15 protein-coding genes are annotated in these 24832 nt (G+C 48.7%); 11 read left to right on the top strand and 4 right to left on the bottom strand.

Going from position 1 to position 24832, the window contains the following annotated elements:
• The 6 genes from C233_RS0113750 to C233_RS0113725 all read left to right on the top strand — a co-directional run bounded on the left by C233_RS0113750 (position 1) and on the right by C233_RS0113725 (position 5839).
• A complete protein-coding gene (locus C233_RS0113750; protein WP_018668153.1) occupies positions 1-1377 on the top strand; it encodes a dihydroorotase in 1377 nt (458 codons plus the stop codon).
• A 367-nt stretch (positions 1378-1744) separates the two neighbouring features.
• A complete protein-coding gene (locus tag C233_RS0113745) occupies positions 1745-2638 on the top strand; it encodes a vitamin B12 dependent-methionine synthase activation domain-containing protein (protein ID WP_018668152.1) in 894 nt (297 codons plus the stop codon).
• A gap of 62 nt (positions 2639-2700) precedes the next feature.
• Positions 2701-3186: an RNA polymerase sigma factor gene (locus C233_RS0113740; RefSeq protein ID WP_018668151.1), complete on the top strand. Its 486-nt coding sequence runs from the start codon at positions 2701-2703 to the stop codon at positions 3184-3186.
• 3 nt (positions 3187-3189) lie between these two features.
• Positions 3190-3816, top strand: coding sequence for a hypothetical protein (locus tag C233_RS0113735; RefSeq protein WP_018668150.1), 627 nt, complete (start codon positions 3190-3192; stop codon positions 3814-3816).
• Positions 3804-5033 carry a metallophosphoesterase gene (locus C233_RS0113730; protein ID WP_018668149.1) on the top strand — a complete coding sequence of 410 codons (1230 nt, stop codon included), beginning with the start codon at positions 3804-3806 and terminating at the stop codon, positions 5031-5033. The genes C233_RS0113735 and C233_RS0113730 overlap by 13 nt, the downstream gene beginning before the upstream one ends.
• 47 nt (positions 5034-5080) lie before the next feature.
• On the top strand, positions 5081-5839 hold the full coding sequence (locus C233_RS0113725; RefSeq protein WP_018668148.1) for a lysophospholipid acyltransferase family protein: 759 nt from the start codon (positions 5081-5083) through the stop codon (positions 5837-5839).
• Between the two features lie 16 nt (positions 5840-5855).
• On the opposite strand, the gene C233_RS0113720 is transcribed toward C233_RS0113725, so the two are convergent.
• The gene (locus tag C233_RS0113720; RefSeq protein WP_018668147.1) at positions 5856-6617 is read right to left on the bottom strand and encodes a DUF4369 domain-containing protein; all 762 of its coding nucleotides are present in this window, start codon (positions 6615-6617) and stop codon (positions 5856-5858) included.
• A 132-nt stretch (positions 6618-6749) separates the two neighbouring features.
• On the opposite strand from C233_RS0113720, the gene C233_RS0113710 reads away from it, so the two are divergent.
• The 5 genes from C233_RS0113710 to C233_RS0113690 all read left to right on the top strand — a co-directional run bounded on the left by C233_RS0113710 (position 6750) and on the right by C233_RS0113690 (position 13843).
• Positions 6750-7982, top strand: coding sequence for an anaerobic sulfatase-maturation protein (locus tag C233_RS0113710; RefSeq protein ID WP_018668146.1), 1233 nt, complete (start codon positions 6750-6752; stop codon positions 7980-7982).
• 25 nt (positions 7983-8007) lie between these two features.
• A complete protein-coding gene (locus C233_RS0113705; protein ID WP_025068839.1) occupies positions 8008-10167 on the top strand; it encodes a S46 family peptidase in 2160 nt (719 codons plus the stop codon).
• Positions 10168-10305: 138 nt separating this feature from the next.
• On the top strand, positions 10306-12477 hold the full coding sequence (locus tag C233_RS0113700) for a S46 family peptidase (protein WP_025068840.1): 2172 nt from the start codon (positions 10306-10308) through the stop codon (positions 12475-12477).
• A gap of 589 nt (positions 12478-13066) precedes the next feature.
• Positions 13067-13363 (top strand): thioredoxin, encoded by a 297-nt coding sequence (gene trxA / locus C233_RS0113695; protein WP_018668143.1) that lies wholly within the window; start codon positions 13067-13069, stop codon positions 13361-13363.
• 9 nt (positions 13364-13372) lie between these two features.
• On the top strand, positions 13373-13843 hold the full coding sequence (locus C233_RS0113690; protein WP_025068841.1) for a thioredoxin family protein: 471 nt from the start codon (positions 13373-13375) through the stop codon (positions 13841-13843).
• 102 nt (positions 13844-13945) lie between these two features.
• Here C233_RS0113690 and C233_RS0113685 read toward each other — a convergent pair whose 3' ends face one another.
• The 3 genes from C233_RS0113685 to C233_RS0113675 all read right to left on the bottom strand — a co-directional run bounded on the left by C233_RS0113685 (position 13946) and on the right by C233_RS0113675 (position 24707).
• Positions 13946-17242, bottom strand: coding sequence for a glycosyl hydrolase (locus C233_RS0113685; RefSeq protein ID WP_018668141.1), 3297 nt, complete (start codon positions 17240-17242; stop codon positions 13946-13948).
• A 156-nt stretch (positions 17243-17398) separates the two neighbouring features.
• A complete protein-coding gene (locus tag C233_RS24975) occupies positions 17399-21652 on the bottom strand; it encodes a two-component regulator propeller domain-containing protein (protein WP_128081922.1) in 4254 nt (1417 codons plus the stop codon).
• A gap of 727 nt (positions 21653-22379) precedes the next feature.
• Positions 22380-24707, bottom strand: a complete 2328-nt coding sequence (locus C233_RS0113675) for a glycosyl hydrolase 115 family protein (protein ID WP_018668138.1) — start codon at positions 24705-24707, stop codon at positions 22380-22382.
• Positions 24708-24832: the final 125 nt, after the last annotated feature.

Below are 24832 nucleotides of genomic sequence, written 5' to 3'. Positions count from 1 at the left end.
ATGAAAAGGACGCTGATACACAATGCCACGATTGTCAACGAAGGACAATCCGTTCAAGGTTCCGTAGTAATAGAGGACGGGCGCATCGCAGAGGTGCTCACTAACTGGAAGCCCCTCTCCGCCCCTTGCGAGGAGGTAATCGACGCAACGGGCTGTTACCTGCTGCCCGGTATCATAGACGACCATGTGCATTTCCGCGACCCGGGACTTACCCATAAAGCGGATATTCTGACGGAAAGCCGTGCGGCGGCTGCCGGCGGCGTGACTTCCATTATGGATATGCCCAATACAAATCCGCTGACCGTTACGCTGGATGCCTTGAATGCCAAGTTCGACCTGCTGAACGAGAAATGTATCGTAAACCATTCCTGTTACTTCGGTGCGACCAACGACAACTATACGGAATTCGACAAGCTGGACAAGCACCGTGTATGCGGCATCAAGCTGTTCATGGGTTCCAGCACCGGCAATATGCTAGTGGATAAGATGAACAGCCTGCTGAATATCTTCAACGGCACGGATATGCTGATAGCCGTTCATTGCGAAGACCAGGAGACTATCAAGGCGAACATAGAGAAATACAAGGAGAAGTACAAGGAGGCGGGGGAAATTCCCGTCAGCGCCCACCCGAACATACGTTCCGTGGCTGCCTGCTACACCTCCTCCGAATTGGCGGTTCGCCTGGCAAGAATTGCAGGGGCACGCCTGCATGTCCTGCACGTATCTACTGCCAAGGAACTGAAACTATTCAGCGACGAGCCGTTAGAGGACAAAAACATCACCTCCGAAGCCTGCATAGCCCACCTGCTCTTTACATCCGCCCACTACAACAGCTTGGGGGCACGCATAAAGTGCAACCCCGCCGTCAAGCGGAAGGCCGACCGGGAGGCGTTGCGCGCCGCCGTCAATTCGGGGCTTATAGACGTTATTGCCACCGACCATGCCCCTCACCTGCTCGGTGAAAAAGAGGGCGGGGCGTTGAAAGCGATGTCGGGTATGCCCATGATACAGTTCTCGCTTGTCAGCATGCTGGAGCTGGTGGACGAAGGGGTATTCTCCCTGGAAACGGTTGTCCGGAAGATGTGCCATGCACCTGCCCGGATATACGGCATCTGCCAGCGCGGATTCATACGCGAAGGTTACCGGGCAGACCTGGTACTGGTACGCCCCCACTCTCCCTGGGAAGTCACCACGGACAAGATTTTGAGTAAATGCGGCTGGAGTCCCCTGGAAGGCCGTACTTTCAACTGGAAGGTAGAAAAGACGTTTGCCAACGGACACGTTATCTATAACGGCAATACGGTGGACGATTCCTACCGGGGAGAGGAGTTGAGATTCGATTACGGAGGGATGAAGGATGCAGGGTATAAAGGATGAGCTGGAAGGTGTAAAGCATAAGGGATAAGTTACAAGATGCAAAGTATGAAAACAGGTAGTAAAATGTAAAGTATAAAGGATAAGCTGTAAAGCATGAAAGACTATCAGTAAGACGCAATACATTAAGCAACAACCTGCAAGGTATAAAGCATAAAAGATTATCCGTAAGATGTAATACATAAGTAACAACCCGCAAGGAGGCATAAAGCGTAAAAGATTATCCGTAAAATGCAATACATAAGCAACAACCCGCAAGGCATAAAGCATAAAAGATTATCCGCAAGATGCAATACATAAGCAACAACCCGCAAGGTATAAAGCACCCCTCTATTATTTTATTCATTAACTCCTAAAACGTTATTGAGTTTTGCCCGTTATCAATTATAAAGTTCACGAAGCAACCCCCTATATCAACTGGATTTACTTTTTCCACGCATGGGGATTTCAGCCTAAGTTTGCGGCAATCGCCCATATCCACGGTTGCGATTCCTGCCGTGCCATGTGGCTGGCATCTTTCCCCGAGGAAGAACGCGCCAAAGCTGCGGAGGCAATGCAACTATTCAAGGAGGCCGGCAGGATACTCGCCCGGCTGGAAGAAAGCATCACGGTTCAATGCATATACAGGCTCTGCCGGGCGAATGCGGACGGCGACAACCTCCTTATCGAGGACACGGTTTTCCCGCTGCTCCGGCAGCAGACACCGCACCCCGACGGCAGCCCGTTTCTCTGCCTGAGCGACTTCATACGCCCCCTCTCCTCCGGAACGGCGGACACCATAGGACTATTCGCATCATCTATCAGCGCAGATACCGAGGGGTATTACAAGGACGACCCCTACAAACATCTCCTCGTACAGACCCTAAGCGACCGGCTTGCCGAAGCCGCCACCGAGAAGATGCACGAATACGTACGCAAGACAGCCTGGGGATATGCCCCCGACGAATCCCTCCCTATCCCCGACCTGCTGGCGGAGAAATACCAGGGCATCCGGCCGGCGGTGGGCTATCCGTCCCTGCCCGACCAGTCCGTAAACTTCATCCTGGACGAACTGCTGGATATGAAACGGATAGGTATCGTGTTGACCGAGAACGGCGCCATGTACCCGCACGCCTCCGTCTGCGGGCTGATGCTGGCACATCCCCGGTCGTGCTACTTCGCCGTGGGCAAAATCGGCGAAGACCAGTTGGAAGACTATGCCCGCCGGCGTGGCAAGCCTACTGATGAAATGCGGAAATTCCTCGCTGCGAACTTAAAAGAGTGAGAGTTGTGATTTTCCGTCACCCATTGCGACTAACAGAACAAAGCGATTCGAGAAACAATACAATGGAAAATGTAGAACAAGAGTTCCTGTCCGTTATACGGGAGTATGAGCGCGTTATCTATAAGGTGTGTTACCTATACACCACACCGAACGCAACCCTCGGCGACCTGTACCAGGAAGTAGTGCTCAACATATGGAAAGCGTTTCCGAAGTTCAGGAAAGAATGCAAGATTTCGACATGGATTTACCGCATTGCATTGAACACCTGCATCAGCTTCATACGGAAAGAAAAGAATATCCCGGAGATTGTAACCCTCACCCAAGAAGCCGACCGCAGCGACGATACCGACGAAACACAAGCCATGCTGCGGCAGCTCTACCGGATGATAAACCGGCTGGGACAATTGGAGAAATCTATCGTACTGCTCTACCTGGAGGAGAAAAGCTACGAGGAGATTGCCGAGATTACCGGACTGACCGTAACCAACGTAGCCACCAAGCTGAGCCGCATAAAAGACAAACTAAGGAAAATGAACAAGGAGGAATGATATATGGAACTGGACGAACTGAAAAAATCTTGGAACACATTGGATGCACAGTTGCAAAAGGAACCCATTGCCAATGAAGAACAGATAAAAGAACTGATTGCGAGCTATAAGGCGAAAACGCGCAGCAGCCTGGGACACATCTCCGACCTCCAACGCCTTTCTATCGGCCTCGGAGCGGCAGGCCTTGCCGTACTTCTCCTGATATGGCTGTTTCTGCCCGCATTCCTGCCCAACGAACACCTGCAAAACAAGATAGCCGCCTTCCTGGGCTTCATCGCCGTCAGCATCATCGCCGGCATGTGGTGGGACTGGAAAACCTACCGCTGGAACAAGGCGACCCTGGTAGACGAGATGCCCGTGGCACAGGTGAGCCGGCGCATGGCAACCCTGCGGCAATGGACCAGATACGAAGTGATAGCAATCTCCGTCTGGGTAATCCTGTTCAACGCACTCAACTACTGGGTAATGGAATACCACCTGGCATCGGCCGGCGTGCAAGCCATTCTAATCGGCATCTTCGCAGCATTCGATATCCTTATCATCTACCTGCTGTACAAGAAGCTGATGTACAAGCACCTCGACACCATTAAAAAGAACATAGAAGAACTGGAGGACATATGCATCGGATAACCCTCATACTCATTCTTGCGCTGCTCCTGCCCGACATGTACATCTACCTGGTGTACATCGTAAAGAAAACGCGCAGCATAATGTGGCGCAGCATATACTGGCTTCCCACCGTAGTGCTGGCAGCCATATACGTGTACTATATCTACATGACGGGCGACAACGCCCTCTCGCGCCACCCGCAAGGCATCGGTAGGCTGGCGGTAGCGGTGATGCTGTTTGCCGTTCCCAAGACGGTGTTCATGCTCTGCTCGCTGCTCGGCATACTGATGCGGGGCATCAGCCGCCTGCTGTCATACCTCATTTTCCGTTCGCCGTTCAGACAACCCCGCTTCCCCTTCGTAGCCCACCGGCTTCCCTATACCCTGCTGGGACTGGTATTGGGCGGCATTTGCTTCGTCAACATCCTGTACGGGGCTGTCGCAGGCATCACCCGCTTCGAGGTAAAGCAAGTGGAATACCGCTCGGACAAGCTCCCCGAAGGGTTCGACGGCTACCGCATCCTCCAACTGTCGGACATACACATAGGCAGTTGGCAAGGCAACCCGGAAGCTATCCGGCAACTGGTAAACCTGGCTAACGGACAAAAGGCAGACCTTATCGTCTTTACCGGCGACCTGGTAAACCAGCAAAGCCACGAGCTGGACGACTTCACGGAAATACTCTCGCAGCTCCATGCACCCGACGGAGTGTACTCCATTCTCGGCAACCACGACTACGGAACCTACTACCGCTGGCGCAATCCGAAAGAAGAAGCCGCCAACCTGGAACGCCTTATCGGGCAGCAAAAGGAAATGAGCTGGAAGATGCTGAACAACACGCACGACATCCTGCATCACAAAGGCGACAGCATAGCCCTGATAGGCGTGGAGAACGACGGTGAACCGCCCTTCTCGCAGTTTGCCGACCTGCCCCAAGCCATGCAAGGCACGGAAGGCATGTTCCGTATCCTGCTCAGCCACAACCCCACCCACTGGCGGCGCGAAGTCCTGCCGGACTCGGACATCGAGCTGACCCTCTCCGGACACACGCACGCCATGCAAATGGAAATATTCGGACACTCGCTGGCATCCCTCATCTATCCGGAATGGAGCGGCATGTATTACGAAGGCAAGCGCGCCCTGTACGTCAATGTAGGAATAGGTTATGTGGGGTTGCCCTTCCGTTTCGGGGCATGGCCTGAAATCACCGTAATAAAATTAGTCAGCGATAATGAGTGACAAAACATAAAAAAGGGCTATCTTTGCGGCAACAAAATCCAGAACCTATGAAAATACTCTATAATATTTACCAGGTTTGCTTTGCGCTGCCCGTATTACTGGTGTTGACCATTCTCACCGCATTGGTTACGATTGTAGGCTCATTGGTGGGCGGCGCCCATGTATGGGGATACTACCCCGGTAAAATATGGTCACAACTGATATGCTACCTGCTGCTTATCCCGGTAAAAATAAACGGACGCGAGAAGCTGCACAAGCGTACCTCCTACGTATTCGTGCCCAATCACCAGGGCTCGTTCGATATCTTCCTGATTTACGGTTTCCTGGGGAGGAACTTCAAATGGATGATGAAGAAAAGCCTGCGCAAGATTCCCTTCGTGGGCAAGGCGTGCGAGAGCGCCGGGCACATCTTCGTAGACCGTTCCAATCCCAAGAAAGTGCTGGCTACCATGCGCCAGGCAGAAGCCTCCCTCAAAGACGGGGTATCGCTGGTAGTATTTCCCGAGGGGGCGCGCACCTTTACCGGACATATGGGATACTTCAAGAGAGGCGCCTTCCAACTGGCGGACGAACTCCAACTGGCGGTAGTGCCCGTAACCATAGACGGCTCGTTCGAGATACTGCCCCGCACCGGCAAGTGGATACGCCGCCACCGTATGATACTGACTATCCACGACCCCATTCCGCCCAAAGGACAAGGAGCCGAGAATATCAAGGCAACCATGGCGGAAGCCTATGCCACCGTAGAAAGTTGCCTGCCCGAAAAATACAGGGGAATGGTAAAGAACGAAGACCAGGAGCATTAAGCCCCTTCACCGGCAATCACTCCCGGTTGCGGGAAGCGTTATCCGCCGAAGCATTCTGCTCCACCCGGCGGTGTTCCTCGATAAGCTGCATGTTCTCCTTCGCTTTCGACAGGAAATCCTTCACCAGCTCGTTTTCCTTGAAAGCCAGGGGAGCGGTGCGCATGATATCTTTTATCTGCGGGGTCATAATGGGATACGGCAGCGTACTGCACATCATCATAAAGACACTCGGTCCCAGCACATTCTCATAATTATCCACGATAAACTGCTTCACATAATCGTTCATCTCCTTCACGAGCTCCTTTCCTTCCCGTTCCAGCTCCCCGTGGATATCCTCCAGGTTGGCTCCGTCCAGCACCATACGCGCCTCCTTACGGTCCAGCTCCTCTATCCGCAGCTCCAGCGCATTCCGTTTCTCGATGAAGTCGTACAACTGGTCGTTGAGGAACGTGCCCTTAGCCGTCAGCGCCGTATTCGAAATGGACACCTCGATTTTGCCGTCCTCCAGCACGAGCGGCATGATGCCCTCGTCGTTCATATAAAGAGTCACCATCATCACGGAATCCACCCGTCCCTTCATGGAAAAAAGACCGTGGATAACCTCGGCAGAATCAATGGAAACCCACTGGCCGTCCTTGAGAATCTTTAGAAATAGCATTTTCCCGTCGAGGCTCGTTACCGAAGAACTGCCTTCCACCTTATACTTCCGGGTACAGGAAGCCAAAAATACCAGTAAAAGCAAAAGAGGCAAAATACGCTTTACACTCATTTTAATCATGCAGGAAACGATTTATGAATTACACGCGGCAAAGGTATTAATATTCCTTATAAACCGGATAGAAAGAAAGGATTTTTCATTTGGTTTACGTATTTTTGCACAATCATAATAATAAAAAACGGAAGAATATACATGTCTACCTACGCCCCTTTTGCCAAGCCGCTTTACGTAATGCTCAAGCCCGTAGGCGCCGTATGCAACCTGGCATGCGACTACTGCTACTACCTGGAAAAGTCCAAGCTGTACGTAAACAACCCCAAGCACGTAATGAGCGACGAGCTGCTGGAAAAGTTCATTGAAGAATACATCAACTCGCAAACCATGCCCCAGGTACTCTTTACCTGGCATGGCGGAGAAACCCTGATGCGCCCGCTCTCCTTCTATAAGAAAGCCATGGAGCTGCAAAAGAAATACGCCGGCGGGCGCACGATAGACAACTGCATACAGACGAACGGCACGCTGCTCACCGACGAATGGTGCGAGTTCTTCAAAGCGAACAACTGGCTGGTAGGCGTATCTATCGACGGCCCGCAGGAGTTCCACGACGAATACCGCAAAAACCGGCTCGGCAAACCCTCCTTTGTCAAAGTGATGCAAGGCATCAACCTGCTGAAAAAGCACGGAGTGCAATGGAACGCAATGGCGGTGGTAAACGACTTCAATGCCGATTACCCCCTCGACTTCTATAACTTCTTCAAGGAAATAGGCTCGCACTACATCCAGTTCGCCCCTATCGTAGAGCGCATCACGCCGCACCAGGACGGACGCCACCTGGCATCGCTGGCAGACAGGGAACACGCCACCCGGCTGGCCGATTTCTCCGTCAGCCCGGAACAATGGGGCAACTTCCTCTGCACCCTGTTCGACGAATGGGTGAAGCAAGACGTAGGTACTTACTACATCCAGCTTTTCGACTCCACCCTTGCCAACTGGGTAGGCGAGCAGCCGGGCGTATGCTCCATGGCAAAAACCTGCGGGCATGCCGGCGTCATGGAATTCAACGGTGACGTATATGCCTGCGACCACTTCGTGTTCCCCGAATACAAATTAGGCAACATCTACCAGAAAACCCTGGTAGAGATGATGTACAGCGAGCAGCAGCAAGCCTTCGGGCTGATGAAGCAACAATCGCTGCCCGCCCAGTGCCGGGAGTGCGAATGGCTGTTCGCCTGCAACGGCGAATGCCCCAAGAACCGTTTCGCACACACCGCGAGCGGCGAGCCCGGGCTGAACTACCTCTGCGCCGGCTACCGGAAATTCTTCCGGCACGTAGCCCCCTACATGGACTTCATGAAAGAAGAGCTCATGAACCAGCGCCCGCCCGCCAACATCATGGAAGCCGTACGGGAAGGAAAATTCAAATAAAATCATACATTAATAAACTACAAGCATGAAACCAATGAAGTATCTTATCGCGGCCATTGCCGTGCTGACCGTCTGCACCGCGCGCGCAGACGAAGGGATGTGGCTGCTGCAACTGATGAAGCAGCAAAACTCTATCGACCTGATGAAGAAACAAGGATTGAAACTCGAAGCCGACGACCTGTACAACCCGGACGGCGTATCGCTGAAAGACGCCGTAGGCATCTTCGGCGGCGGCTGCACCGGCGAAATCGTCTCGCCCGAAGGACTGATTCTCACCAACCACCACTGCGGCTACGGAGCTATCCAGCAACACAGCTCGGTAGAGCACGACTACCTCACAGACGGATTCTGGGCAAAGAGCCGCAGCGAGGAACTGCCCACCCCGGGACTGAAATTCCGCTTCGTACACCGTATCGTAGACATCACCGACCTTGTAAACGGGAAAATCAAAGCCGGCGAAGTAACGGAAACCGATGCACTGACCGCACCGTTCCTGGGCAAGCTCGCCAAAGCAGAACTGGAAAAGAGCGACCTGAAAGGCAAGCCGGGCATCGAAGTAAGGGCGCTGCCTTTCTATGCAGGCAACAAATTCTACCTATTCTATTATAAGGTGTACAGCGACATCCGCATGGTAGCCGCTCCCCCCTCCTCGGTAGGCAAGTTCGGCGGCGAAACGGACAACTGGATGTGGCCGCGCCATACGGGCGACTTCTCCATGTTCCGCATCTACGCCGATAAGGACGGCGAGCCCGCCGAGTACTCCCAGGACAACGTACCCTTGAAAACACCCAAGTACCTGCCGATTTCTATCAAGGGGCTGGAAGAAAACGACTATGCCATGATTATGGGTTTCCCCGGCAGCACCAGCCGCTACCTCACCCAGTCGGAAGTGAAAGAGCGCATGGAAGCAGACAACCAGGCGATGATTGACATGCGCGGCGTCCGCCTCGAAGTACTGCGCAAATACATGGATGCCAGCGATAAGACCCGCATCCAGTACGCCAGCAAGTTTGCCGGAAGCAGCAACTACTGGAAGAACTCTATCGGCATGAACAAAGCTATCGTAGACAACGACGTACTGGGCGCCAAGGCGGAACAGGAAAAGAAATTCGCCGAGTTTGCCCAAGGCAAGCCCGAATACGAAGGCGTGGTAAGCAAGATAGACGGCATCATTGCCAAGAGAATGCCCGTTACCCGCCAGCTCAACTACCTGTACGAAGCCTTGAGCGGCGCTATCGAGTTCGGAAGCCCCTACCTGGTTATGGACAAGATAAAGAAAGCGCTGGAAGAGAAAAACGACTCGGCGCTCACTGCCGGCAAAGCCCAGTTGGAAGAAGTATTCAACGATATCCACAACAAAGACTACGACCACGAGGTAGACCGCGCCGTAGCCAAAGCTATCCTGCCCGCCCTCGCCCAAAAGCTGCAACCGGAACAACTGCCCGATTTCTACCGGACTATCCAGGAGAAGTATAAAGGCGACTACGATGCCTATATAGATGACATCTACGATAACTCTATCCTCTCCAACCGCGCCAACTTCGACAAGTTCATGAAAAAGCCCACGGTAAAGGCTATCGAGAAAGACCCCGCCACGGCATACTCCCGCGCGAAAATCGAGAAAAGAACTGCCGTTGCCCAGGAATACCGCACATTGAGCGCCGGGCTGGACTTGCTGCACAAGGCATATATCCGCGGACTGGGCGAGATGAAGCTGCCCGTCCCCTCGTACCCGGACGCCAATTTCACTATCCGCCTTACCTACGGTAACGTGAAGTCGTACAATCCACGCGATGCGGTGCACTACAAATACTACACTACCACCGACGGCATTCTTGAAAAGGAGAACCCCGAAGACCGTGAGTTCGTAGTACCCGCCAAGCTGAAAGAGCTTATCCTCAACAAGGACTTCGGCCGCTACGCCATGGCAGACGGCACGATGCCCGTCTGCTTCCTGACCACGAACGACATCACTGGTGGTAACTCCGGCAGCCCGGTCATCAACGGCGAAGGACAGCTTATCGGCTGCGCATTCGACGGCAACTGGGAGTCCCTGAGCGGCGACATCAATTTCGACAACAACCTGCAACGCTGCATCGCACTGGATATCCGCTACGTTCTTTTCATCCTCGAGAAGCTGGGCGGTTGCGAGCATCTGATAAAAGAAATGAACATCATAGAATAAGCCTTTTTCGACGGTGGCACACAGTACGGCTGAGGTACCCTAAGGATACGACTGAGGTACCCTCAGTCGTATCCTTAGGGTACCTCAGTCCCATACAGAGACTACCCCCTTTCACAACCCCTTCTAACGCATATTTATATGAAACTACCAAGACTATCGATACTGTCATTATTCCTTACATCCGGCATCCTTTCGGCATACGCCGACGAGGGAATGTGGATGCTTACCGACCTCAAACGGCAAAACGAAGTAGCCATGACGGAACTCGGCCTGCAAATTTCCGCCGAAGCAATATACAACCCCGACGGCATAGCCCTGAAAGATGCAGTGGTGCACTTCGGCGGCGGCTGTACGGGCGAGGTTATCTCGGCGGAAGGCCTGGTGCTCACCAACCACCACTGCGGCTACGGAGCTATCCAGCAGCACAGCAGCGTGGAGCACGACTACCTCACCGACGGCTTTTGGGCGATGTCGCGCAGCGAGGAGCTTCCCTGCAAGGGGCTCACCGTAACCTACATCGACGAGATAATGGACGTAACGGACTACGTAGGCGAGCAGCTCCGGATAGACTCCGACCCGAACGGCACGAACTACCTCTCGCCCAAGTACCTCGCCATGGTAGCCGACCGCTTCCTTTCCGAGCAGGGCATCACGCTGGGCGCTGGGCGTAAGGCGGAGCTGAAAGCATTCTACGGCGGAAACAAATATTACCTGTTCCTTAAGACCACTTACAGCGACATCCGCATGGTAGGTGCTCCCCCCTCCTCTATCGGCAAGTTCGGCGCCGACACCGACAACTGGATGTGGCCGCGGCACACGGGCGATTTCTCCCTGTTCCGCATCTATGCCGGCAAAGACGGGCAGCCGGCGGCCTATAGCCCCGACAACGTGCCCTTGCAGGTGAAGAAGCACCTCACTATCAGCCTTGCCGGATACCGCGAGGGCGACTTTACGTTCGTCATGGGATTTCCCGGACGCAACTGGCGCTACATGATTTCCGATGAGGTGGAAGAACGCATGCAGACCACCAACTTCATGCGCAGCCACGTGCGCGACGTCCGCCAGAAGGCTCTTATGGAGCAGATGTTGAAAGACGATGCCGTACGCATACACTACGCAAGCAAGTACGCCTCCTCCGCCAATTACTGGAAGAATGCTATCGGCATGAACGAGGGGCTTGTGCGCCTGAAGGTGCTGGATACGAAGCGTGCGCAGCAAGAACAGCTCCTTGCACGCGGCCGCGCCCTGAACGACAGTTCTTATCAGAAGGCTTTCGACCGGATACGCGGCATCGTGAAGCATCGCCGCAACGCCCTCTATCATCAGCAAGCCATTCAGGAAGCGTTGGTTACGGGGCTCGACTTCATGAGAATTCCGAGTACTGCCGCACTGGTTACCGCACTGAAAAGCAAGGACAAAGCCCGGATAAAAGCCGCTGCCGACAGCTTGCAGGTTGCCGCCGACAAGTATTTTGCCTCCGTCCCCTTCTCCGAGGTAGAACGGATTGTGGGGAAGAAGATGCTGCAAACTTACATGAAGTATATCCCTGCGGAGCAGCGCATCGGCATCTTCGAGATTATCGACCGGCGCTTCAAGGGCGGCAGCGATGCTTTCATCGACGCCTGCTTCGAGCATTCTATCTTCGGCAGCAAGGCGAACTTCGCCAAGTTCATCCGCAAGCCCAGCCTGTATAAAATCAACAACGACTGGATGACGCTGTTCAAATATTCCATTACCGACGGCCTGCTGCAAACCACCATTGCCATGCTGGATGCCAACCGCAACTACAATGCCGCCCATAAGGTATGGGTAAAGGGCATGATAGACATGAAACAAGAGGCCGGCATCCCCGTGTATCCGGATGCCAACTCCACCCTGCGCCTCACTTACGGGCGCGTGCTGCCGTACACTCCCGCCGACGGTGTGGAGTACGGTTATTACACCACGCTGAAAGGGGCTATGGAGAAGGAAGCCCCCGACAACTGGGAGTTCGTAATCCCTGCCAAGCTGAAGCAGTTGTACCAGGCGGGCGACTTCGGGCAGTATGCCATGCCCAACGGTGAAATGCCCGTATGTTTCATCGTAGACACGGACAATACGGGCGGCAACTCGGGCAGCCCGGTATTCAATGCCAAAGGCGAACTGATAGGCACTGCCTTCGACCGCAATTACGAAGGGTTGACGGGCGACATCGCTTTCCGCCCTTCTTCGCAGCGTGCTGCTTGTGTGGATATCCGCTATACCTTGTTTATTATCGACAAGTATGCCGGAGCCTCGCATATCATCGAGGAGCTGGATATTGTGAGATAGAAACCGCAAGTGGGAAAAAGCGCATTCGGGAAGAACTGCTGCGTGGTACTGCGTTCCGGAGTGTATCCGGGAGGCAGTACGGCAGTATAAAATACGGTAGTATAAAGTGCAGCAGTACAAAATACGGCAGTATAAAGTATGACAGCATAAAGTGCGGTAATATAAAATATGACAACACAAAATGCGACAGCATAAAGTACAGCAGTACAAAGTGCAGCAATACAGAATACAATAGCATAAAGTGCAGTAATATAAAATATGACAACACAAAATGCGACAGCATAAAGTGTAGCAGTACAAAGTGCAGCAATACAAAATGCAATAGCATAAAGTGCAGTAATATAAAATACGGCAACACAAAATGCGACAGCATAAAGTACAGCAGTACAAAGTGCAGCAATACAAAATGCAGTAGCATAGAGTGCAGTAATATAAAATATGGCAACACAAAATACAACAGCATAAAGTACAGCAGCACAAAATACCGTAGCGAATGAACAAAAAAGGGAATAAAGTGTTTTTAGTATAAACAGTAATAACTATCTTCGCACTTCCCGGAAGTGCAACATAACAACAGAAAGGAAAATATATGGAAAAGTTCAAAGAATTGATACAATCGGAAAAGCCTGTACTGGTGGACTTCTTTGCCACTTGGTGCGGTCCTTGTAAAGCAATGCACCCGGTACTGGAAGCATTGAAAAGCGAGATAGGCGACAGGGCTCACATCGCCAAAATTGACGTAGACCAGCACGAGGAGTTGGCTGCCGAATACCGCATACAAATGGTTCCGACTTTCATCCTGTTCAGGAACGGCGAGGCCGTATGGCGTCATTCGGGCGTAATCAGCGGCAAGGAACTTAAAACCGTTATCGAGCAAAACTCATAATCAGAAGCAATGAAGAAAATAATAGCTATGGCCGCCCTCGTTTTCTCGAGCATGCTTGCATATGCTTGTACCGACGGCGCCGGAAAGAAACAGGCGGAGACGCAAGATACCGCCCAGGACGGCAGCGTAATCGTAATGAACAAGGATATGTTCGTAAAGGACGTGTTCGATTACGAAAAGTCCAAAGAGTGGAAATACAAAGGCGACAAACCCGCCATTATCGACTTATATGCCGATTGGTGCGGCCCCTGCCGCATGACAGCCCCTATCATGAAAGAGCTGGCAAAAGAATACGCCGGCAAAATCGTGATATACAAGGTCAACGTGGATAAGGAGAAAGAGTTGGCTGCCCTGTTCAATGCAACGAGCATCCCTCTTTTCGTATTCATCCCGATGCAGGGCGAGCCCCAGTTATTCCGCGGAGCCGCCGATAAAGCGACTTACAAGAAGGCTATCGACGATTTCCTGTTGAAGAAATGACAGGAGCCCGGTAAGAAGGAACGACGGTATGATAAAGCAAAGCCGACATCGTTGCAGTAACGATGCCGGCTTGTTTTTTCAGTTCACTCCTACTCCTACCTATCATTCAAGAGTCCGTCTTACTAACAGCAACTCTTTTACGATACCGGAAGATATAAGCCTGTCTTTAGGGGTGGCAATTTCAGGATATGCGTAAGTATAACGTTTATCCTGAGGCAATGAAGCATCACCAATCATCCGGTTCATCAAAGAGTTGACCACTTCTATTCTCAAAGAATTAGTTCCTTCGTTTACATAATCCGTAATATCGGCTTCCCACGGAGAGCACCACACCGTAGCCGCCTCCTTTTCATTTACCCATACACGAGCCAATGAGCCTAAATGCGGAAAGCGAAGTAATATACGTTCGTTTTTCTCCGGAGCATTTACCGATAGTTCCTTCCGATACACGGCCGTACCGGAATAAAAACGAATGGTAGAATCCGTATGCTTGCTCCAATCGGCCAGTTCATTGAAAACGACTTCGCCCGGTCCGCCCCATGCAGGGTCGAAATACACCTTCCAGGCGCCGTCAATAGAAGTAACTTCTTCCTTTGCATTTGCAATTCTGGGCAGCAAACCGGTATTGGGGTGGTCTGAAACCACGATAAACCCGGATTCACGGGGAGCCAAAACCAGCTTCAACAGCATTCCCCCACTGCCTGAGGCTTCAACGGGCAAAGCAAAACGCTGTCCGGTCACAGCATCCCAATATTCTGCATAATCAGCCTCGGTACGTAAACGAACGGTATCATTAAACATCCGTTTACTATGATTGTTTAAAAAATAGACGTCCGCATCAGCCAAGCGGCGATGAGTAAAGTAAACTTTATCTTTAGCCGTATTGCCGCTCTTTATTGCAATATCCGGGCGGATACCCTCGTGTTTCAAGACTTCAGGAAGCGGCATTCCGCTATACAATTTTCCTTTTCCTATCATGCGTACTCCCGGAGCTGCATCCTCGGCTCCCCATAACTGCTCGACCAATGCCCGGTATTCTTCCTTCTCTGCAGCATCCTTTAAAGACTCGGACCCTACGGGACGGGGACCGCATACCGTCACTCCGCCTTTTATAAGCCCGGCAATATGACGCAAGACGTGAAGCGGCATATCATTATTGCGCTGAATCGCCAAAATCCGATAACTCATTCCGTCGGGCAACGTCAGGCGGTTATCAGAAGCTGTGGTACGTGTTACCAGCACTTCGGCAGTACAGGCATCAAAATCATATCCCTCGGGAATTTCCGGCAAACGATATGTCAATAATTTAACTGGTGGGTTCTGCCCCAGATAGACACAAATATCAATTACCGGAGTACCTTTCCGCATCAATCCGGCACAACGTGCCTGATAGTCCCAGAACGGACGGCTGAACTCCCAATAAGTGTTATTACGGTTCAAACAATAATGCTTGCCGCCGGCTGTGTTGCCTGGATATTTGTCAATCCAGGGCTGGTAGGCGGAAGCGCAAAGCACAAATTCATTGACTCCGAAAGCGTAGGCATAGTCGGCGGCGTTTTTCTGGTCGGCAAGGTTGTGGTAAAAACGGCTGCCGGTAAAAGCTTCTGCAGAAGCTATGTGCTTGCCATAGAGATGTGCAGCCGAGGAGGTTTCCTTCACGTCATATCCGCCATCCGGATGCGAAGTCCAGAATTCACCTTGCGGCTTGTGTACCCTCCCTTTTGCCTGAAGGTTATCGGCCACCAGGCTCAATCCGTTTCCGGTTGCCTGCGCTGTAAAATCGATACCGCGCTCATCACAAAGTTTTTGCAACGTACCGAAATAGTTATCGGAAACCATGTCTGCCATAGTACGGCGCATATCATACAGAAAACTGTCGCTAAGAGCCACAGAACCTACAATATATCCCATCATGGCAGGCAAATAGCGGCGCATGCTATAACCTTTACGGCGCAAGAATTCCTGCTCGAAATCGGGAGTCCAGTTTTGCGAACCGCCTTCATGACTATCCATTGTCACTCCGGCAGGCAGGCAACCTATAAGCTGCAAAGAATCCAGAATAGGCTCGACATAGTTATTCCAATGGGTGGTAACTGCCTCTACAGACATCTTGTCGCATTCCAATCCCATCAGATTGGCACGTCCGTGGCGTGTCATCGCTCCTGTCGGCTCGTGGACGAAACGCATAATCACCCAGTCTCCCCTGGGAACGTCCCATTCCAGCTTGCCATTCTCATCCATTTTATCAGTTAAATCAATGATTGTCGCCGGGTCTATCTCTACGGAAGCCGGATAGTCCGGTGTCAGATTATCCTCCAAATATTCGGAAAAGAGAGCCGCCCGTTCTTCCCACTGGTCTATCCGGGCACGTGACGAAAGCCGGATATCGCCCACAGACAGCCCCGGACGCTTATCTTTAGGCAAAGCCCAATCATGAAAATTCAACCGGAAATAACGCCCCTCAGTAGCAGGAAAAGATATCGTTTTTTGTATCCACCGGTTACTCGGAGTTTGGTAAATCGGTTTCAAATCGCAAACTCTCCGATAGTTTACACCGTCGTCCGAAACTTCCAACTGACCTATATCCGGCAACTTCCGATAGCCCATACCATAAAAACTGTCGGCAGGAGGTCCCGGCGGATTCATTGCTCCCGTCGAGGCTTTCGCCCCACGCGGACGCACCCGGTAGCTTATGCTCCGCGCTGTAAAACCAGTACCGAAATCCATGGTTACATAAACCGACTTTCCCGAAGGCTGGGCGGGTATTTCGACCAATGAACGGTTTAAACCGAAAAAAGATTCGGCCTGTAACTGCGGAAGGCTACAGCTCACTTCCGGCATATTATCTTCTGTAGTTTCCCACGCATCTCCAGGAGCCGGAAAAGCCAATACCGCCACATCCCAATACTCCGACTTGCCGGGAACAGGTAATATGGCAGAGATGTGTTTTCCGCCGTTAACCAGTGTATCGCTGGCTGTCAGCCGCTGCATCCCCAATTTCTTAGTTATCCAGGGACCGCCTGCCACAAATCCATTGGAAAGGTTGATTTCGAAAGAAAGTCCTATGCGTTTGGCCTCAGAAGCGGCAAAGCGGAGCATATTCCACCATTCCGGTTCAAATGCACGCAGAGCATTATCACATTTTCCATGTACCTGGTCATAGTACACTACTCCACCGACGCCCGCCCTTTTATATGCTTCGAGGTCGGCTGTAATACCCTCCCGGGTAGTTTCTGTTTCTCCATGAAACCACCACACCTTCGTACGGGTAGAATCTTGCGGATGAGAAAACTCGTCCCATGCCTGTGCCATTGTAGAACGGTTGGAGGCAGGCCGGTCAGCACAAGCCGTACAAGCCAGCAAACAACTCATTACAATAATTAAATTTCCGGTCTTCATGCTACGATTTTATTAGACTCCTTATTTCCGGGATAACTTCCCGCATTATGAAAATAAGGAAGATTAAAATTACACTTCATTGCGTTCGAACACGACAAAAGTAGCCTATTGGCAATAAAAAGACCTTCAATTCCGTACACTTACATGTATTTCAGTTCAACACTGCTCCGTAACTTCCTCATTATCGCCTTTTACCATATTTTTCCTGTATTGGGAGGGAGATTTTCCGAAAGACTCCTTGAAACATCTGCTAAAGTAGAACGGGTCGTTTATCCCTACCTGATAACTGATTTCCGAAATATTCTTCTCCGTAGCCAGCAAGAGTTCCGCCGCTTTTTTCATCCGGAGTATGCGGACATACTCATTGGGAGAATAGCCTACAATACTTTTCATCTTACTGAAAAAGACAGTACGCCCCAGCCCCAGCGAGGAAGCGTAAGTCTCTAATTTGAACTCTGTATTGCCCATGTTTTTTTCGATAATCAGATGAATCTTATCCATGAACGCCTTATCGCGCTCGGTCGTACTGATTAGAGGTTTTGCTACTCCCGGTTCAGCCACAAATTTCCGCTGGAGCTTCTCGCGCTGTTCTATCAGCTTGACAACACGTGCCAGCAGGTATTTCACACTGAACGGCTTGGTGATATACGAGTCTGCGCCAGCCTGAATTCCTTTCAGTTGATGTTCCTCGGACGAGTAGGCTGTAAGAAGGATAACCGGTATATGGCTAATGTCAAAACTGCTCTTCAAACGTCTGGTAAATTCAATGCCGTCCATTTCCGGCATCATAATATCGCAAATAACAAGGTCTGGCTGTTCTTCCGCCAGCTTCTCCAACGCTTCAGCACCGTTCATCGCCGTAGAAACCGTAAAGTACTTACCCAATTGCATCTTTATCAATCCACGCACATCCTCCTCGTCGTCCACCACCATTACTTTATATTCTTTAAAAGGCTTGTCCACAGATGCTTCCAATAGTTCCGCCGCTTTTTCCACCGTGAGCAGGGAATCTGTAATCAGCTCTGTATCCTGCCCTGCTTTATTTGCGAACGCAGTGTTATCTACAATATCGGCCTCATCGTAATTCCGGTCTGATAAAGGTATGGTTACGGAAAAACATGCACCGCCCCATACAGAGTCCGCATACGCTACATTTCCCTTATGTACTTTTGCCAGTTCGGATGTCAGATGCAATCCGATACCCGTTCCGCCGGATGTGTAACGGATTTGTTCAAAACGTACGAATAGCATTTTCCGCTTATCGGCAGGAACGCCCGGACCGCTATCCGAAACGCTTATCGACAACCGGTCTGCCGGTTCCGACAAATCCAGGCAAAGAAGCACTTTGCCTCCTTCCGGGGTATTCTTAAACGCATTCGACAATAGGTTATAGGCTATCTTGTCCATTTTGCTCCGGTCGAGCAGCATACTTTGCTTACCTGCATTCGACTTAAAAAGATATTCTATATGCTTTTTCTCTGCAATATCATTGAATGTCAGATAAATATCATAAAAGAATTTTTCTATGACCGTACGTTCCAACTTCAATTCCATTTTATCGTTCTGCAAACGGCGGAATTCCAGCAACTGGTCTATCAGACGCATCAACCGGCCAGAGCTTTTCGACAACAATGCCAACTGCTGCCCTGCTACAGTGGTAACTTCCTTATGACTCGACATGTCCTCAATCGCCCCTTTTATAATTGTCAACGGCGTACGGAATTCATGCGATATGTTAGTAAAGAACCGTAACTTATATTCGGTCAATCGTTTCTCTACGGCAACGGCCGTATTCAGACGGTGCATTTTCAACATGATACGCGATACGAGATAGGCGATAACCAACCCCAAAATGACATAAGCGAAAATGGCCTTTCCCGATTTCCACCAAGGTGGAAGAACCGTAATCTTCAAGTCCGTTTCTTCTTCACTCCATACTCCGAGGCTATTGCACCCTTTTACCTTAAAGGTATAGGTTCCGGGCGGAACATTACGATAGGCTGCGATATTATTTTGAGAACTCCGGTTCCAGCCGTTTTCGTAGCCTTCCAGGTAATAAGCATACTGGTTCAGCTCGGATGCATGGTAGTTCAGCATCGTACACTCCAGATTAAACGAATTCTGCCCGTGCTCCAATGTAACCTCCTTTGTATCGACAATACTCTCGCTCAGGGGAGAGCCCTGCATACCCGGATATATGGAGTTCCCGTTTATCTGTAATCCGGTAATAAGGACTTGCGGGGCGTAAGTGTCGAACTTCATTTTTGAAGGGTTGAAAGTATACACTCCGTTATAACTGCCGAACATCAGCTCCCCGTTCTTCTTTTTCCAACAGGAAAGTTCATTGAAAACAACGGCACGGCGATTATTCGAGAATATAAAATTCTCGAAACGTTCGGTCTTTAAATTGAACTTGGAAATGCCGCTTTCCGTACTTACCCAAATCTCTCCTTCGTTATCTTCCAGAATAGCCTGGATTGTTTCGTTAGACAAACCGTTATCTCCTCCAAAATGCCTGAACTCAGACTGTTCCAAAACTTTCCGACGAACCAATAAATGAAGTCCGCCTCCCGTCGTCCCCATCCAAATACGTCCTTTACTGTCCTCATAGATTACTTTTACCTCGTCATGCCCTGTCAATTGTTCATTGTGAGAGTAAACGTGTAAAACTATAAATTTACTCTCATCCTGAATTAACTCGTCCGGATTACAAACTACAATTCCATCATTTGTACCACACCATATCAATCCATTTCTGTCTTGAATCATAGAACGCATCATACTGAGATGGTCGTTACCAAACGTAAATCGCCGAAAAGTGACTTCTCCCTGCCAACGTTCCGCCAATTGCAACCCACCGCCAAAAGTAGCCGCCCATATACGATCTTTACTGTCACGCAATACCGTGAAAATATTATTACTTGATGAAGATTGTCTTACTAGGTCATGTAACATATGTTTTTCAACCAGCCTGTCACCTTTTACCGAAAAGACAAGCATACCGCCGCCTTTTGTGCCTAACCATTTATAACCAAGCGTATCCTCTGTTATTGTAAACGGTAACCCGCCATCAATACGATGTTCATAAAGTCTGTGTAATGTTTCATCGCACACATACAAATTTCCATCTCGCGTACCGAACCAATAATTTCCTTCCTTATCTTCATAAATCAAACGGACTGCATTATCCCGTTCCATTCTTTCTTCCGGTGTTGGATAATATAAATCAAAAGAATAATTGGATAATGAAATTTTTGCTACCCCACCCAATTCGGTCCCAACCCAAATTTCTCCGGACTCATCTTCCATCACACATAGCAGATAGTTTGTCGGAAGCTCTTTGCCAACAGTGTAATGTTGTATCTTACCTGTATTTTCATCAATCGCAAAAAGGCCATTACCAAATGTCGTAATCCAAATAATATTACGAGAATCATGATAAATTTTATAACGTTCCTGATTTATCAGTGAAAGTACATCTGCAGACATTAACTTCAAAGGTTCAAAAGTATTATCTGAGTGATGTCTCCATAAAATTCCGGTTTTGTTATAAACCCAAACATGTCCCTTATTATCAATAATAAAATTAGCTCTATACAAATCCTGTCCTTTAAAAAAAGAAGAGGCAGACAACCATTTATTATTTTTTGTATCCCAAATATGCAGGTTCTTGTTTGTTGTCAACATCAACAAACCATCATTCAACATACAAGAATTTGCGTATGATATTTTACTCATTTGCGGTACAGGAATAACCGGCAAAAATGACGATTTTTTATTATCAAAAATCATAATGCCGTTCTCACCTACGAAATATAAATTATCGGTTTCCTGAACACTCCAACAACTAACTCCTTTCTGCATGGAAAATGTACTATTATCAATAACTTGAAACAGTTCTTTTTCCCCGCCAATCCAAACCTTACTTTGAGAATCTTCAAAAACAAACCAAACTCTTTTCTTCGCTAAAACATCATTATCTGGTTTCCATACTTCCATTTTCCCATTTACATAACGTACCCGGCAACATCCTTTCCTTCCCCATAACCATACATCGCCATTAGATAGTATCTGAACCTGAGAATAAGCCTTCTCCGAGTCCATCGGAGCATAATCAATCATTTTTTCCAAGCGCGGATCATAACAGAATAATGTATTCGAATAAGTATTGACCCAAATAAAACCATTCTTATCTTCAACGATTCCACTGATACGACTATCCGTCGATACAGAAGAATCCTCTAATTGCGGATGGATCACCGTAAAATCCCGACCATTATAACGATTCAGCCCATTTATAGTTCCCAACCACATAAATCCACGGCTATCTTGCATCATACAACGGATTGTATTTTGTGACAATCCGTTACGATCTGTAATCGTAGTAACATCTAAGATATTAGAAGCCATACTACGAACTCCCAATAATGATATGATTAAGATAAAAATAAATTTGCGCATGTATTTTAAGATTTAAAGATATGTGCAAAATAAATAATTATTCTTTAAGTTTCCATAATATAAGAACTTTTATTAAATAAAAAATCACTCTTTCCTGACAGAAAGAAAGGCTCTCCTTAATCATTCCAAACTTCTTCCAGATCGAAACTTAAATAGAAGCCAGATACCTACGATTATGTACAGGTATTCCCGAATGGAAAGTACGTCCGCAAGCTGAACCATCGGAGCAGTGAAATGCAATTACAGCTACCTGTCTACACCAAAGGTTATGTAACTTTACATACTTCTGGAAGCCATGGGACGCATCAATCTCGGACAGGTGTATTGAACAAGCCACAGAGAACGCCTGTCACGCGAGCTTTGAACTGTAGAATATGCTGACACCAAAAATATTGTTCACGTGAACCGTTTAGTGGACAAACAGTTCGACATTCAGGAATCAGTCTATTGGAGTACCACAGAATACACACATGTTGAACGGCATTCAATATCTGCCTCGAATGGAAAGTGAAATGCTGAGAGGAAGTAAAAATTTCAAAGTGTATGTAAAGTCGGAAAGTTTTTAAGTTCTGACATAAAAAAGAGAGCCTGAACTTCAATCTGTTCCGGCTCTCTTATTATCATGAATATATTTATGACTTCTACATAGCAGCCCTTTGCATTATTAAATCAACGGTTAATTAGAATACAATCTTATTTGATCCAATACAACACCTTCATCAAGCGCCTTAATAGAAAGGAGATGTTTACCGTTTTTCCGAATCGGAAAAGTAACCTTTCTAATTGCTTGGTTACGCAACACATTCATTTTCCACTCCTCGCTACGTCCTTGAGTGGCATACGAAATTATTTTTTCAACTCCATCCACAGACAGGGCAAAACGTAACTTCTCATCCTCTATCGGATGATTGGGCAGTAAACGAATATCAACTTCTATAGAATCAGACTGCCAATCCTCAAATTCAAAACTCAATGCTGTTCCCTTACGGATAGCCGCTGCTTTCCCCTCATATCCCAAACCTTCACAAGGTATCGGTTCGCCAAAAGTATACTCCATAGCATTCCACTTATAAGTTGCAAGTTTCTCTACAAGCATTGAATCAACGGCTATCGTTTTTGCTACACGCATGAATACAGGAAGTTTTCGAGGCTGAAAATCCATGAGAGCCTTCCATTTCCCATCTTCTAAAGCATTATACTGTTGAGTCAGGACGGTAATACTATCATAAGCGGCATCACTTTGCGCCCATTCAGCCTTTCCATGACGTGCTAATTGTGCCAACAAAAGTTTCCTGTTCATCTGCGTCGCTGCTTGTACTGGATATTTCACCAACTCAAAATAAGCATTTTCCCTATTAGTAGGAATCGCCCTACCGATTGCATCTACCGTATCCGACAGATTACTATATGCAATGAGACGTTGATTAATTTCCATTTCGCTCCATGGCAGGTCTTTTACTATCTTATAAACCGGCGACTTTTCTTCAACACGCGTATTTCCCATAAATTCTGGCTTGCGAATATAAGCTAAACGGTAATGTTCAAGCATAATCGGCACTAAATGACTTCCAATCTTATCACCAAATTCGCGTCTCAGAAAATTATCCAAATGCGCTGTTATTCCTCCCTTTTTCACTTGCTCCATATCCCATGCCATATCCATAAAAAGCTCTATCTGATATTCTGCTGGTTTTATATCACCAACATTCAGAATCCAGATTTTCTGTATACCTCTATCATATGCCAACTTCATCTGCTGATAGAGTAGTGCCGGACTGAATGTACCTAACCAAAGATAATCATGCGGACGTCCCCAATAGGAAACATGATAATAAACGCCGTTACCGCCTTTTCTTTCTTGTTCTACCTTGTCAGGAAAGTGACGAATATAACCATAATTGTCGTCACACCACATCAGAGTTACATCTTCGGGCACTTTCAATCCTGCATTGTAAGCATAGAGTATTTCCTTGTAAGGGATAAAGACTTGCGGAACAGCCTCAATGTCTTTATTCACATACTTCCGCAACAAAGTACGCTGGTCTTTCAGCACTCGTTCCAACACAGTTTTCTGTTCTTCAGTCGTCTTTGCACCTTGCATCTGGCCATCATGTATGCCACGCATGCCAATAGTGTAGAGTATCTCCTGCTCGGCCACTTCTTTTACGCGCTCTTCCCAGAACTGATATACTGCCTCTTTATTACTCACATAATTATAATCGCCCTTTCCTCGCCTAGGCCATTCACCGGCAGTACTGCATGCCATCGGTTCACAATGAGAACCACCGATATAAATACCATATTTGGCAGCCACCTCACGATTACCTTTAGTGAGGAAAAAAGGTTGTGTACATTCGTGCATAGCAGGCCAATAAGTATTAGCTCGCAGACGAAGCAGAAGTTCGAAGACACGTGCATTGGTGCGCGGACCTATTTCTCCTTTTACTGTCGTCGGTTCGTATGTATTGCCACTCCATGGCATCAATCCCCAATCTTCATCATTGATAAAGATACCTCGATACTCCACGGAAGGGAATTGAAGCATTTCATAACCCAAGGGAAGTTCAAAAGAATTCCGTCTTTTGGGGGTCACATCTGCCCACCATTCCCATGGAGAAACCCCTATCAAACGGGAAAGTTCCATGATACCGTAAGCTGTACCATGCTTGTCACTGCCGACTATTAAAAGTCTGTTATCCGGTAACACCTTTAACAAGAAAGCCTGCTTCTTACCTTTCAAAACAGCGACGTCGTCAATATATCGTTCCAACAAAGAACTTTTACCGGCCGTTCCGATAATGATGTTTCCCTTTTTACTCCGTTGTAGCGGAGCGGAAAAAACAGCCTGGCAGTCACGGGAAAATAAATCCAGTGCAGTGTTTACAACTTGTTTCTCCGATATATCACATGTTATAGTAACAGGAGTTCCCGAAAATAATTTGAATTGTGCCCAGCATACTTGCGATACAAAAAGAAATAGTACGCTTAATACTTTTTTTTTCATATTTCTCCAATTTATTGTTCAAAGATTACAAATCTCACAACAGCAGAAAACATCTTCATTTCTGCTTTAAATGTCAAACTCATTACTTTCAATTGTGTTGATATTATTAAAAACGAATACTAATC

This window comes from Bacteroides gallinarum DSM 18171 = JCM 13658 (assembly GCF_000374365.1).
GTDB classification, from domain to species: Bacteria; Bacteroidota; Bacteroidia; order Bacteroidales; family Bacteroidaceae; genus Bacteroides; species Bacteroides gallinarum.
This window is presented reverse-complemented; position numbering and strand designations above follow the sequence as displayed.

Coding starts and splice junctions, on each gene's coding strand:
- C233_RS0113705 (WP_025068839.1), top strand. CDS start 8,008: ATGAAACCAATGAAGTATCTTATCGCGGCCATTGCCGTGCTGACCGTC.
- C233_RS0113675 (WP_018668138.1), bottom strand. CDS start 24,707: ATGAAAAAAAAAGTATTAAGCGTACTATTTCTTTTTGTATCGCAAGTA.
- C233_RS0113750 (WP_018668153.1), top strand. CDS start 1: ATGAAAAGGACGCTGATACACAATGCCACGATTGTCAACGAAGGACAA.
- trxA (WP_018668143.1), top strand. CDS start 13,067: ATGGAAAAGTTCAAAGAATTGATACAATCGGAAAAGCCTGTACTGGTG.
- C233_RS0113690 (WP_025068841.1), top strand. CDS start 13,373: ATGAAGAAAATAATAGCTATGGCCGCCCTCGTTTTCTCGAGCATGCTT.
- C233_RS0113730 (WP_018668149.1), top strand. CDS start 3,804: ATGCATCGGATAACCCTCATACTCATTCTTGCGCTGCTCCTGCCCGAC.
- C233_RS0113710 (WP_018668146.1), top strand. CDS start 6,750: ATGTCTACCTACGCCCCTTTTGCCAAGCCGCTTTACGTAATGCTCAAG.
- C233_RS0113720 (WP_018668147.1), bottom strand. CDS start 6,617: ATGATTAAAATGAGTGTAAAGCGTATTTTGCCTCTTTTGCTTTTACTG.
- C233_RS0113700 (WP_025068840.1), top strand. CDS start 10,306: ATGAAACTACCAAGACTATCGATACTGTCATTATTCCTTACATCCGGC.
- C233_RS24975 (WP_128081922.1), bottom strand. CDS start 21,652: ATGGCTTCTAATATCTTAGATGTTACTACGATTACAGATCGTAACGGA.
- C233_RS0113685 (WP_018668141.1), bottom strand. CDS start 17,242: ATGAAGACCGGAAATTTAATTATTGTAATGAGTTGTTTGCTGGCTTGT.
- C233_RS0113725 (WP_018668148.1), top strand. CDS start 5,081: ATGAAAATACTCTATAATATTTACCAGGTTTGCTTTGCGCTGCCCGTA.
- C233_RS0113735 (WP_018668150.1), top strand. CDS start 3,190: ATGGAACTGGACGAACTGAAAAAATCTTGGAACACATTGGATGCACAG.
- C233_RS0113740 (WP_018668151.1), top strand. CDS start 2,701: ATGGAAAATGTAGAACAAGAGTTCCTGTCCGTTATACGGGAGTATGAG.